This is a genomic window from Synechococcus sp. MW101C3 (assembly GCF_002252635.1).
Classification (GTDB): Bacteria; Cyanobacteriota; Cyanobacteriia; order PCC-6307; family Cyanobiaceae; genus MW101C3.
In genome coordinates this window covers 52,052-64,452 of record NZ_NQKX01000009.1, presented here as the reverse complement: position 1 = coordinate 64,452, position 12,401 = coordinate 52,052, and the positions used below count along the sequence as shown (strand labels likewise).

General features: G+C 68.7%; 11 protein-coding genes. 7 read left to right on the top strand and 4 right to left on the bottom strand.

Going from position 1 to position 12,401, the window contains the following annotated elements:
* Window positions 1-154 precede the first annotated feature (154 nt).
* From CJZ80_RS12305 to CJZ80_RS12290, 4 genes are read left to right on the top strand one after another with little or no spacing between them, the layout of a single operon-like run.
* Window positions 155-1,204, top strand: coding sequence for an ABC transporter ATP-binding protein (locus CJZ80_RS12305; protein ID WP_158217483.1), 1,050 nt, complete (start codon window positions 155-157; stop codon window positions 1,202-1,204).
* A complete protein-coding gene (locus tag CJZ80_RS12300; RefSeq protein WP_144037026.1) occupies window positions 1,201-2,412 on the top strand; it encodes a PotD/PotF family extracellular solute-binding protein in 1,212 nt (403 codons plus the stop codon). Before CJZ80_RS12305 ends, CJZ80_RS12300 begins: the two co-directional genes overlap by 4 nt.
* A complete protein-coding gene (locus CJZ80_RS12295; RefSeq protein WP_158217482.1) occupies window positions 2,390-3,286 on the top strand; it encodes an ABC transporter permease in 897 nt (298 codons plus the stop codon). Before CJZ80_RS12300 ends, CJZ80_RS12295 begins: the two co-directional genes overlap by 23 nt.
* Window positions 3,283-4,062 (top strand): ABC transporter permease, encoded by a 780-nt coding sequence (locus CJZ80_RS12290; protein ID WP_094513659.1) that lies wholly within the window; start codon window positions 3,283-3,285, stop codon window positions 4,060-4,062. Before CJZ80_RS12295 ends, CJZ80_RS12290 begins: the two co-directional genes overlap by 4 nt.
* Window positions 4,063-4,122: 60 nt before the next feature.
* Here the strand turns inward: CJZ80_RS12290 and CJZ80_RS12285 are convergent, their stop codons facing one another.
* From CJZ80_RS12285 to acpP, 4 genes are read right to left on the bottom strand one after another with little or no spacing between them, the layout of a single operon-like run.
* Window positions 4,123-4,884 (bottom strand): putative 2OG-Fe(II) oxygenase, encoded by a 762-nt coding sequence (locus CJZ80_RS12285; RefSeq protein ID WP_094513985.1) that lies wholly within the window; start codon window positions 4,882-4,884, stop codon window positions 4,123-4,125.
* A 17-nt stretch (window positions 4,885-4,901) separates the two neighbouring features.
* Window positions 4,902-6,917, bottom strand: a complete 2,016-nt coding sequence (gene tkt, locus CJZ80_RS12280) for a transketolase (protein WP_094513656.1) — start codon at window positions 6,915-6,917, stop codon at window positions 4,902-4,904.
* A 57-nt stretch (window positions 6,918-6,974) separates the two neighbouring features.
* A complete protein-coding gene (gene fabF, locus CJZ80_RS12275) occupies window positions 6,975-8,222 on the bottom strand; it encodes a beta-ketoacyl-ACP synthase II (RefSeq protein ID WP_094513981.1) in 1,248 nt (415 codons plus the stop codon).
* Window positions 8,223-8,230: 8 nt separating this feature from the next.
* Window positions 8,231-8,473 (bottom strand): acyl carrier protein, encoded by a 243-nt coding sequence (gene acpP, locus CJZ80_RS12270; protein WP_094513653.1) that lies wholly within the window; start codon window positions 8,471-8,473, stop codon window positions 8,231-8,233.
* A 147-nt stretch (window positions 8,474-8,620) separates the two neighbouring features.
* Here acpP and psaC point away from each other — a divergent pair, with 147 nt between their 5' ends.
* The 3 genes from psaC to CJZ80_RS12255 all read left to right on the top strand — a co-directional run bounded on the left by psaC (window position 8,621) and on the right by CJZ80_RS12255 (window position 12,350).
* Window positions 8,621-8,866, top strand: a complete 246-nt coding sequence (gene psaC, locus CJZ80_RS12265) for a photosystem I iron-sulfur center protein PsaC (RefSeq protein WP_094513650.1) — start codon at window positions 8,621-8,623, stop codon at window positions 8,864-8,866.
* A gap of 215 nt (window positions 8,867-9,081) precedes the next feature.
* Complete coding sequence (glmS, locus tag CJZ80_RS12260) at window positions 9,082-11,019, top strand: glutamine--fructose-6-phosphate transaminase (isomerizing) (RefSeq protein ID WP_094513647.1); 1,938 nt, start codon at window positions 9,082-9,084, stop codon at window positions 11,017-11,019.
* A 38-nt stretch (window positions 11,020-11,057) separates the two neighbouring features.
* Window positions 11,058-12,350 carry a hemolysin family protein gene (locus CJZ80_RS12255; protein WP_094513978.1) on the top strand — a complete coding sequence of 431 codons (1,293 nt, stop codon included), beginning with the start codon at window positions 11,058-11,060 and terminating at the stop codon, window positions 12,348-12,350.
* Window positions 12,351-12,401 lie beyond the last annotated feature (51 nt).

Here is a 12,401-nt window from a genome sequence, read left to right as displayed (position 1 = left end):
GGGCCCCAGGCCTGCCATGGCCTGTCGCGCCTGTCTGAACGGCTGGCTCCGCTGCCCCATGCCGGCGCCATCTGTTCAACTGCTGATGCCAGCTGCTGGTGGACATCACAGCGGGCCGGACATTGCTAAAAGGGGGCCCATTCGCGCTTCCTCTGTGCTCACGCAGCCCGTCCTGGAGAGCGGCCGCGTCGCGGCCCTCCCCGCCGAGGCGATCGCGCTGCGCCATGTGAGCCATCGCTACGGCGATCAGGCCGCCCTCGACGACCTCAGCCTGTCGATCGCTGCCGGCGAGTTCTTCTCCTTGCTGGGCCCCTCCGGCTGCGGCAAGACCACCACCCTGCGCCTGATCGCCGGTTTCGAGCGCCCCCAGGCGGGCCGGATCCTGCTGCAGGGCCAGGACCTCACCCAGGCGCCGCCTCACCGGCGGCCGGTGAATCTGGTCTTCCAGAACTACGCCCTGTTCCCGCACCTCAGCGTCTGGGACAACGTGGCTTTCGGGCCCCGTTCGCTGCGCCGGCCGGAGCCGGAGATCCGCCGCCGGGTGGGCGAAGCGCTTGAGGTGGTGCGGCTCACGGAGCTGGCCCGGCGCCGGCCTCACCAGCTCTCCGGCGGCCAGCAGCAGCGGGTGGCGCTGGCGCGGGCGCTGGTGAACGCCCCGGCTGCCCTGCTGCTGGACGAACCGCTGGCGGCACTCGATCCCGATCTGCGTCGCACCATGCGCTCCGAGCTCAAGCGCATCCAGCGGGAGGTGGGCATCACCTTCCTGCTGGTCACCCACGACCGGGAAGAAGCCCTCAGCCTGAGCGACCGGCTGGCGGTGCTGCACCGCGGCCGGCTCGAGCAGGTGGGCACGCCGCGGGAGCTCTATGAACGCCCCACCAGCGCCGTGGTGGCCACCTTCCTGGGCGCCGCCAACCTGCTGCCCAACGGTGCCGGGGAGGGTGTGCGGCTGCTGCGGCCCGAGCGCCTGCGGCTCAGCGCCTCCCCGCCGGGGGAAGGGGAGCGGGGACTGCGGGCGCGGGTGCGCGAACTCGCCTTTCAGGGAGCCACGGTGGAGGTGCGTCTGCGCTGTGCCAATGATCTGCCGCTGATCGCGATCGATACCAGCGCCGGCCTGCCGGACGATCTCTCCATCGGCACCGAGCTCTGGTGCCGGTGGAACCCCGCCGACAGCCACGCCCTCCAGCCGCCCAGCCGCCCATGACCCGTCCGTTCACCCCCTCCCGCTCCGGCTCCGCCCCATCCCCCCGCAGCCGCCGGGTCTTTCTGCGCCAGCTGGGGCTGGCGGCTGCGGGGGTGGCGCTCACACCGCCGCTGCTGCAGGCCTGTGGCGGTGGGGGTGGCGGCGGCACCGGCGGCCAGAGCGAGGGCGGCGACGGCGGCGGCAAGGACAGGGAGCTGGTGATCTCCAACTTCCCCCTCTATATCGATGTGGACGCCCCTGGCGCCCCCGGCAGTGTGGCGCGCTTCCAGAAGGACACCGGCATCCAGGTGCGCTACGTCGAGGACGTGAATGATGTGCGCCAGTTCTTCGCCCGCATCCAGCCCCAGCTGGCTGCCGGCCGGCCGCTCGCCCAGGACCTGATCGTGCTCACCGGCTGGATGGCCGAACGGCTGATCCGGCTGGGCTGGATGGAACCGCTGCCGCTGGCGGAGGTGCCCAACGCCCGCAATCTTGTCCCCTCCCTGCGCAAGCCTTCCTGGGATCCGGAGCAGCGCTTCAGCCTGCCCTGGCAGTCGGGGATCGCTGGCATTGCTTACAACATCAAGGCCACGGGCCGGGAACTGCGCGGCATCGATGATCTGTTCGATCCAAAGCTCAAGGGCCGCGTGTCGGCGCTGCTGGAGATGCGCGACACCATGGGCCTGCTGATGCTGGCCGACGGCCAGGACATCACCCGCCCCACCTGGGCCGCAGCCCAGCCCTCCTTCGACCGGTTGGAGCAGGCCCGCAAGGACGGCCAGATCCGTCGCTTCACCGGCAACGACTACCAGACCGATTTGCTGGCCGGAAACCTGGCCGCCTGCATCGGCTGGTCGGGGGATGTGGCGCAGCTCTCCATGGAGCAGCCCGATCTGCGCTTCCTGGTGCCGGACAGCGGCGGTGTGCTCTGGGCCGACGTGATGCTGATGCCCAAGGGCGCCCGCCACCCGCAGGAGGTGGCCCGCTGGCTCAACTGGGTCTACGAGCCGGTGGAAGCGGCACGCATCGCCGCTGCGGTGCAGTACATCTCCCCGGTGGAAGGGGTGCGCGAGGTGCTGGCGAAGGATCCCGCCACCGCCCCGTTGGCAAACAACCCGCTGATGTTCCCGGATGCGGCCATGCAGAAGAAGCTGCATGTCTTCGGGCCGCTCAGCGATCAGGAGGAAGCCCGCTGGGAGGAACGCTTTGCCCGTATCACCGAGGGCTGAACTCCGGCGCCACTGGCCGTGGCTGCTGCTGACCCCGGGCCTGCTGTGGCTGCTGGCCCTGTATGTGCTGCCGCTGCTCGGTCTGGTGCCCCTGTCGTTGTCGGAGCCGCTCAGCCGCTTCGGCCTCGACACGGTGTTCACCGGCCGGGTGGCGAACTATCTGGAGGTGCTGCAGGCCTACGGCCCGATCCTGGTGCGTTCCTTCAGCTACGCACTGGTGGCCACGGCCGTGGGCCTGGTGTTGGCCTATCCGCTGGCCTTCGCGATCCGCTTCCATGGCGGCCGCTGGCAACCGCTGCTGATCGGCCTCGTGGTGCTGCCCTCGCTCACGTCCTTTCTGGTGCGGGCGATTGCCTGGACCAGCCTGCTCGGGGACAACGGTCCGGTGCTCGGCGCGCTGGACACCCTTGGGCTCACCGAGCTGCTCAATGGGCTGGGGGTGCTGCGTGAAGGACGGCTGTTGAACACGCCTACTTCGGTGATCCTGGGCCTCACCAATGGGGTGCTGCCGTTTCTGGTGCTGCCGCTGGTGGTGGCGATGGAGCGGATCGATCCCCGCCTGCTGGAGGCCGCCGCTGATCTGCATGCCGGTCCGCTGCGCTCCTTCGTTCGGGTGGTGTGGCCCCTGTCGCTGCCGGGGCTGGGAGCTGGCCTGCTGCTGAGCCTGATCCCGGCGGCCGGTGATGTCGTGAATCCGCTGTTCCTCGGCGGCCCCAATGAGCGGATGATCGCCAACACGATCGACAACCTGCTGCTGGTGCAACTGCAGGCGCCCCGGGCGGCGGCCCTGACGCTCATGCTGATGGCGCTGATCTCGGTGGCAGTGGTGCTGCAGCTGCGCAGCCGTGGCGTGGAGGATCTGCCGCTGCCATGAACCGAACCGGTGCGCTGCTGCTGGGTGTATGGAGTGCGCTGGCCTATGGCCTGCTGTATGCGCCGGTGGTTGTCACCGTGCTGTTCAGCTTCAACGCCCCCCGCGGGCGCTTCAACCTGTTGTGGCAGGGCTTCACCCTGGAGAACTGGCGGCATCCGCTGCGTAACGTCGCCCTCACCCAGGCCTTCCTCACCAGCCTCGGTCTTGCCCTGGCGGCTGCGCTGCTGGCGGTGCTGCTGGGCGGGTTGATGGCTCTGGCGCTCAGCCGCGCCCGCCTGCGGGCGGGGCGCTGGATCGAGCTGCTGCTGGCCCTGCCGCTCACCAACCCGGAGATCGTGCTGGCTACGGCCCTGTTCACCCTGTTCGTGCGCGTCGATCTGCCCCGTGGACCGCTCACCTTGTTGCTGTCCCACAGCCTGTTCTGCCTCAGCTACGCGGCGCTCACCCTCAAGGCACGGCTGGCAGGGTTCGACCCCACGCTCGAGCTCGCTGCGCAGGACCTGGGCGCTCCACCGCTGGCGGCCTTCCGCCGGGTCACCCTGCCGCTGCTGGCGCCTGGCCTGCTGGCGGCCACCCTGCTCTCCTTTTCTCTCTCCTTCGACGACTACGTGATCAGCAGCTTCACTGCCGGCGAGATCGTCACCCTGCCGCTCTACCTGGCCGGTGCCTTTCAGCGCGAGATCTCGCCCCAGATCCAGGTGCTCTCCACCCTGGTGCTGCTCGTCAGCGCCGTGCTGCTGGTGCTCGCCTCACCGCCCCGCCAGCGCCGCGGTTAGCTCGGCGACAGGCCTGGCCGCGCAAGACCTTGGGTCAGCTGCACGCCGCCCCCGCTCCGCTCAGGCAAAGCCGCCGGGCCGCTTCCGGGTGGAGGACAGCGACACGTTGCCGCTGGCCTGGGGCGGCACTGGCATGGTCGGGCCCACCTCCAGGCGGCCGCGGGGCACGGCCGCAGCGGTCGGGACTCCTTGCCCCCCTGGCGGCGCGGGAACCGCCTGCACGTTGAAGGCCAGCGACCAGCGCTCGCCTTCGCCACGGAAGGGCGGCACGGAATGGGGCTGCCAGGCCGGGAACACATAGAAGGTGCCCGGCACGGGCTGCACGTAGTGCGCCATACCGGTACGGAAGCTCTGGATGTGCCACTCCTCCGGGCCGTGGAAGCAGAGCTGGCCGTCGAAGCTGGTGCCGTTGATCTGCGGTGGCACCTTCAGGAACAGCACGCCGGAAAACGAGCCGCCATGGGTGTGCACCGGGTTGTAGTCACCGGCCTGCTGGCTGTTGAGCCAGATGTCGATCATCTGCAGGCCGTAGCGGCCCGGATGCCAGGGGCCGCGACCCTGGGGCGGTTGCCGCTCCATCACGTGGCGCAGCCAGCGCTCGCAGGCGGGCAGCACCACCTCGCTGCACAGGGCCGTGATCTCCGGAAACTGCGGACCCAGTTCGCGCTGCTGCTGCAACTGGCCGGCGAGCTTCGCGGAGGCATCGCTGGTGAGGCCGGTATCGGCCAGCACCCGCTCCGCCAGTGAAAGGAGAGGCTCCAGCGTGCCGACCGGCAACGTGCCCGTGAGCACGTAACGCGGAAACAGCTCGAGCATCTCCATCGGCATGGCGGAACGGCTCAGCCCAGGGCCTTCGCCTTCGCCACCACGTTGTCGACCGTGAAGCCGAACTTCTCGAGGCACACACCGCCAGGGGCGGAGGCACCGAAGCGATCGATCGACACGGTGTCACCGTCGAAGCCGGAGTACTTGTGCCAGCCGAACGAGCTGGAGGCCTCCACCACGAGGCGCTTGCGCACCGCCGCGGGCAGCACCGCTTCGCGGTAGCTGGCGTCCTGCTCCTCGAACAGCTCCACACAGGGCATCGACACCACGCGCACCTGCTTGCCATCCGCGCTCAGTTGCTCGGCGGCCTTGACGCAGAGGTCGAGCTCGGTGCCGGAGCCGATCAGGATCAGATCGGGGGTGCCGTCGCAGTCGATCAGCACGTAGCCGCCCTTGGCCACCTGATCGATCGACGAGTTGGCCTGGTTCACCATCGCCTGGCGGCTGAGGGCCAGCACGGTGGGGCGCTTGCGGTTGCTGATCGCCACCTTGTAGGCGCCGCTGGTTTCGTTGCCATCGCCGGGACGCATCACCAGCAGGTTGGGGATCGAACGCAGTGAGGCAAGGGTTTCCACCGGTTGGTGGGTGGGGCCGTCTTCGCCGAGGCCGATGGAATCGTGGGTGAGCACGTAGATCACGCCCAGCTCGCTGAGGGCCGACAGGCGCATGGCGCCCACCATGTAGCCCGCGAACACCAGGAAGGTGCCGCCGTAGGGCACCAGGCCACTGCCGTGATAAGCCAGGCCGTTGAGGATGGAGGCCATGGCGTGCTCACGCACGCCGAAGTGCAGGTAGCGATTGGCTTCGCCGCCTTTCTGGAAGCTGGCCTCGCCCTTGATGTCGGTGAGGTTGGAGTGGGTGAGGTCGGCGGAGCCGCCGATCAGCTCCGGCAGGCTGGGTCCCACGGCGTTGAGCACGTTGTAGGAGTGCTGGCGGGTGGCCAGACCTTTGTCTGCGGGGGTGAAGGTGGGCAGCTTGGCTTCCCAGCCCTCGGGCAGCTCGCCACGCAGCTGGCGCTCGAATTCAGCTGCCTCGGTGGGGTACTGGGAGCGGTAGGTCTCCAGGTCGGCGTTCCACTGCGCTTCGGCGGCGGCACCGCGGCTGAGGGCCTGACGCCAGTGGTCGTAGGCCTGCTGGGGCACTTCGAACGGTCCATACGACCAGCCGAGGGCCTCGCGGGTGAGTTCGGCTTCGTCAGCGCCGAGGGCGGCGCCGTGCACACCGGCGGTGTTGGCTTTGTTGGGGGAGCCGTAGCCGATGGTGGTGGTGACCTTGATCAGGCTGGGCTTGTCGGTGACCGCCTTGGCCTCCTCGATCGCCTTGGTGATCGCCGCCACATCGGTGTTGCCATCGGGCACATGCAGCACGTGCCAGCCATAGGCCTCGTACCGCTTCATCACGTCTTCGGTGAACGACACCGCGGTGTTGCCGTCGATCGTGATGTGGTTGTCGTCGTAGAGGGCGATCAGCTTGCCCAGGCCCAGGTGGCCCGCCAGGGAGGCGGCTTCGCTGGCCACCCCTTCCTGATTGCAGCCGTCGCCCATGATCACGTAGGTGTAGTGATCAACCAGCTCAACGCCGGGCTTGTTGAACCGCGCTGCCATGTGGGCTTCGGCGATCGCCAGGCCCACGGCGTTGGCGATGCCCTGGCCGAGAGGGCCGGTGGTGACTTCGACACCGGCGGTTTCAAAGGTTTCCGGGTGGCCGGGGGTCTTGGAGCCCCACTGGCGGAACTGCTTGATGTCCTCCAGCCCCACGCTGTCGTAGCCGGTGAGGTGCAGCAGCGAATAGAGCAGCATGCAGCCGTGGCCGGCCGAGAGCACGAAGCGGTCGCGGTTGAACCAGCCGGGGTTGCTGGGGTTGTGCTTCAGGACCCTGTCCCACAGCGCATAGGCCATCGGCGCTGCGCCCATCGGCAGGCCCGGGTGACCGGAATTCGCCTTGTTGACGGCATCGATCGCCAGGAAGCGGATGCTGTTGATGCAGAGGGTGTCGATGGACAAGGTGTCCACTGAAGGGGCAGCGACCATGGCGAAGAGGAGGGGGGTGGTGTGAGGGCTTCCTGAAGGACGGCTGAACGGGGGCGTTCAGGGCTTCCTGCGGAATGCGAGGCAGACGTTGTGACCACCAAACCCGAAGGAGTTCGAGAGCACGACGTTCAGTTTCTGTTCCCGCGCCTGGTTCGGCACGACATCCAGATCACAAGCCGGATCCGGATTCTGGAAGTTGATCGTAGGGGGTATGAGGTTGTGCTCCATCGCCTTGACCACGGCGACGGCTTCGATGCCGCCGCTGCCGCCGAGCAGGTGGCCGGTCATGGATTTGGTGGAGCTGATCGGTGTGCGCAGCGCGTGCGGACCGAGCGCGGCCTTGATGGCGGCCGTTTCGTTGCTGTCGTTGGCCTGGGTGCTGGTGCCGTGCGCATTCACGTAATCCACAGCTTCGGCGTCGAGGCGGGCATCACGCAGGGCCAGCCGCATCGCTTCGGCACCACCCACCCCACCGGGTGTGGGGGAGGTGATGTGGTGGGCATCGCAGGTCATGCCGTAGCCGACGATCTCCGCCAGCACCTCGGCGCCGCGCCGGGTGGCGTGATCCAGGCTTTCCAGCACCAGAATCCCGGCCCCTTCGCCGATCACGAAGCCGTTGCGCTCCGCATCGAAGGGGCGACTGGCGGTGGCGGGGTCGTCGTTGCGGAACGACAGTGCCTTGGCACTGGCGAAACCCGCCACCCCGAGTGGAGTGATCGCCGATTCGGCGCCGCCGCACACCATGGCGTCGGCCAGGCCCATCTGGATCAGGCGGAAGGCGTCGCCGATGGCGTTGGAGCCGGCGGCACAGGCGGTGGCCACGGCGCTGCTCGGACCTTTGGCCCCCAGGGCGATGGCGGCCAGGCCGGCGGCCATGTTGGGAATCATCATCGGCACGCAGAACGGGCTGACCCGGTCCGGCCCGCGGTCGGCCAGCACATGGGCCTGGCTCTCCATCATCAGCAGTCCGCCCACACCAGAGCCGATCGACACACCCACCCGGTCGGCGTTGGTGTCGTCGATCGTGAGACCGGCATCCAGCACGGCTTGCTTGGCGGCCACCACGCCGAACTTGCAGAAGCGATCCCAGCGCTTGGCTTCCTTGCGGTCGATCATGCCGACGGGATCGAAATCCTTCACTTCCGCCGCAAAACGGCAGGCATGGCGCGAGGCGTCGAACAGGGTGATCGCGGCCACGCCATTGCGCCCCGAGGCCAGGCCTTCCCAGTAATCGGTAACGGTGTTGCCGATCGGTGTGACCGCGCCCAGGCCTGTGACCACGACGCGGTGGAGTCCCTCCACCATCAACACCCTCAGGCCTGCTTATCCAGGATGTAAGTCACGGCATCACCCACGGTGGTGATGCCTTCAGCGGCCTCGTCGGGGATCTCGATATCGAAGGCTTCTTCCAGGGCCATCACCAGCTCCACCGTGTCGAGAGAGTCGGCGCCGAGGTCGTTCTGGAAGTTCGATTCGGGCTTGACCTCAGCGGCATCCACGCTGAGTTGCTCGGCAACGATCGAACGCACTTTCTCGAAGATCGCTTCCTGTGACATGGCCGCTTAGAGGGAGGCCGCATCCTACGGGTCGCCCCGGACGGGCCCCCGAGCCATATGAAAAAGAATGACGGCCTCGGGCCGGCCCAGCCTTGGCTTCGGTCGCCTTGGGTACCTTGGCCGCACGCCGTTCGCCTCCGGTCGGGCATGTCCCACTCCGTCAAGATCTACGACACCTGCATCGGTTGCACCCAGTGCGTCCGTGCCTGCCCTCTCGATGTGCTGGAGATGGTGCCCTGGGATGGCTGCAAGGCCGGCCAGATCGCTTCCTCCCCTCGCACCGAAGACTGCATCGGTTGCAAGCGTTGTGAAACCGCCTGCCCCACCGACTTCCTCAGCGTCCGCGTCTATCTGGGGGACGAGACCAGCCGCAGCATGGGTCTGGCCTACTGAAGTCAGGCGCAGCCTTCTGCAGCGCTTCCAGCCCGGCGCACGCCGGGCTTTTGCATGTCGGGCCCTGCCCGCTGTGCGTGCCTGCCGCAAGAAGCTTCGGCCTGGGTGCCGGCGGCCCTGCACCTGGCACCTGTCAGCTCGCAGCAGCTGGCACCTGGCACTGTTGCCAGGCAGCGGCGATCCTGTAGAACCACCCCAATTCCGGCCCATCGCCCATGTGCGGCATCGTTGCGGTGATCGGCTCCAGGGAGGCCGCCCCTCTCTTGATGGAAGGCCTCCGTCAGCTTGAGTACCGCGGCTACGACTCCGCCGGTCTGGCCACCGTGTCGATGGCTGCCGGGGCCGCCGCCCCCTCGGCTGACCTGGCCGGCACCCACCAGCTCGTCTGCCTGCGGGCCGAGGGCAAGCTGGTGAACCTGGCCCAGCGGCTGGAGCGGCAGGGCGCCCCCGGCAACTGCGGCATCGGCCACACCCGCTGGGCCACCCACGGCAAGCCCGAGGAGCGCAACGCCCACCCCCACCTCGATGGCAGCGGCCAGCTGGCGGTGGTGCAGAACGGCATCATCGAAAATCACCGGCAACTGCGCGAGGAGCTGCAGGCCCAGGGCGTCCACTTCCGCTCCGACACCGACACGGAGGTGATCCCGCACCTGATCGCGCGGGAGCTGGCGGCGCGGCTGGACGCGGGGGCGATCCCTAGCGGCGCCCTTCTGCTCGAAGCGCTGCAGCAGGTGTTGCCCCTGCTGCATGGCGCCTACGCCCTCGCGGTGCTGTGGGCCCAGACGCCCGGCGCCCTGGTGGTGGCCCGCCGTCAGGCACCCCTGCTGATCGGTCTTGGCGAAGGGGAGTTCCTCTGTGCCAGCGACACGCCCGCCCTGGCCGGCTTCACCCGCACGATCCTGCCGCTGGAGGACGGCGAGCTGGCCCTGCTCACGCCCCTCGGCATCGAGCTCTACGACGCCGCCGGTGCCCGGGTGCAGCGCCTGCCGCGCCTGCTCACCGGCACCGAGCACGTGGCGGACAAGCGCAGCTTCCGCCACTTCATGCTCAAGGAGATCCATGAGCAGTCGGAAACGGCGGCCTTGTGGGTGGCGCGTCACCTGCCCGAGCCGAACGGCGGCCCGGCCGGACCCTCCCTGGTGGCCCTGCCCCTGGAAGACGGGGTGTTCGAGCAGGTGGAGCGGATTCAGATCCTCGCCTGCGGCACCAGCCGCCATGCCTCGATGGTGGGCGCTTACCTGCTGGAGCAGCTGGCCGGCCTGCCCACCTCGGTGTTTTACGCCAGCGAGTTCCGCTACGCACCGCCGCCGCTGGTGCCCCATACCCTCACGATCGGGGTCACGCAGTCGGGCGAAACCGCTGACACCCTCGCCGCCTTGCTGATGGAGCGTGAGCGGCGCGACCTGATCCCCGATCCCGCCTACGCCCCGAAGTTGCTGGGCATCACCAACCGGGCGGAGAGCTCGCTCGGACGCCTGGTTCCCCACCTGCTCGACATCGGCGCCGGCATCGAGGTGGGGGTGGCCGCCACCAAGACCTTCATGGGCCAGCTGCTGGCCTTCTATGGCCTGGCCCTGTCGTTCGCCGAGCGGCGCTCCAGCCGCAGCCCGGCCCAGCTGCAGGCCCTGGTGAGCGGCCTGCGGGCCCTGCCGGCCCAGCTCCAGCAGCTGGTGGAAACGCACGACCGCCAGTGCGCCGAGCTGGCCCACCTGTTCGCCGATACCCAGGACGTGATTTTCCTGGGCCGGGGCATCAACTACCCGATCGCCCTGGAGGGGGCCCTCAAGCTCAAGGAGATCAGCTACATCCACGCCGAGGGCTACCCGGCCGGCGAGATGAAGCACGGGCCGATCGCCCTGCTCGATGCGCGTGTGCCGGTGGTGTCGATCGCCATGCCTGGTGTGGTGTTCGACAAGGTGCTCTCCAACGCCCAGGAGGCCAAGGCGCGTGACGCCCGTCTGATCGGCGTGGCGCCGGAAGGCCCCGACACCGGACTCTTCGATGTGCTGCTGCCGGTGCCGGCCGTCGACGAGCTGCTCTCGCCCCTGCTCACCGTGATCCCGATGCAGTTGCTCAGCTATCACATCGCGGCCCATCGCGGCCTCGACGTCGATCAGCCCCGCAACCTGGCCAAGAGCGTCACTGTGGAGTGACCCTTCCCTTCGCCCCTGACGCTCCGATCGTGCTGGTCCTGCGCCTGAGTCTCCTGCTGGTGGCCCTGGTGGCCCTGCTGGGCTTCTTCGCCGCCGCCGAATTTGCCCTGATCCGCCTGCGCCCCAGCCGGGTGCAGGTGCTCGCCAGCGGGGGCACGCCGGGCGCCAAGGCGGTGGAGCGGTTGCAGAAGCGGCTGCGCCGCACGTTGCTGGCCACCCAGCTGGGCGCCACGCTGGCGGTGGTGGCGCTGGGCTGGTCGGGGCAAGGCCTGGCGACCAACCTCGATCCCGAGGGTGAGAGCCCCTGGATCGACCTGCTGGTGTTCGCCGTGATCGTGAGCCTGGCCACCCTGCTGGGCGGCCTGATCCCGAAGGCCTGGGTGCTGCATCGCCCGGAGGCCTCCGCCCTGCGGCTGGCACCGGTGCTGGAGTCGGTGAGCCGCACCCTGGCGCCACTGCTCACGGCGTTCGAGCGCGTCACCGTCACGCTGTTGCGCCTGCTGGGGCTGCCCCGCAACTGGGATGCGCTGGTGCCGGCACTGTCAGCCGGGGAGCTGGAAACCCTGATCGAATCGAACAGCGTCACGGGCCTGATGCCGGATGAGCGCAACATCCTCGAAGGGGTGTTCTCCCTGCGGGACACGCAGGTGCGTGAGGTGATGGTGCCCCGCTCCGGCATGGTCACCCTGCCGCTTGATGCCTGCTTCGCCGAACTGATGGATGCGGTCCACCAGACCCATCACGCCCGCTTCCCGGTGATCGGCCAGTCGTTGGACGACGTGCGCGGCATGCTCGACCTGCGCCGCCTCGCCGAACCGATCGCCCGCGGCCAGTTGCAGGGGGACACCCCATTGGCCCCCTTCATCTCACCGGTGGCTCGCGTGCAGGAAACCGCCTCGCTGGCGGAGCTGCTGCCGCTGATCCGCAGCGGCCAGCCGCTGCTGGTGGTGGTTGATGAGCACGGGGGCACCGAGGGGCTGGTCACGGTGGCCGATCTCACCGGCGAGATCGTCGGCGAGGAAGACGATCAGCACGAGGGTGGCGACGATCTTCAGCAGCTGCCGGACGACAGCTGGCTGGTGGCCGGCGAGCTGGAAATCTTCGAGCTGAACCGGCAGCTGGGCCTGCGTCTGCCCGAAGCCGATGGCCACCACACCCTGGCCGGCTTCCTGCTGGAGCGGCTGCAGCACATCCCGGCGCCCGGAGAGAGCCTGCGCTGGAAGGGCCACCACTTCGAGATCACCGCCATGGACGGCCCCCGCATTGAGCGGGTTCACATCACCTGCCGGTCTGCCGATGAACGGGGCCCCGCAGCGCAGGGTGATCGTTGATAATGCCGTCTCAGGAACGAGGTCTGGGCCGTTGACGCGTGAGCATGTGAC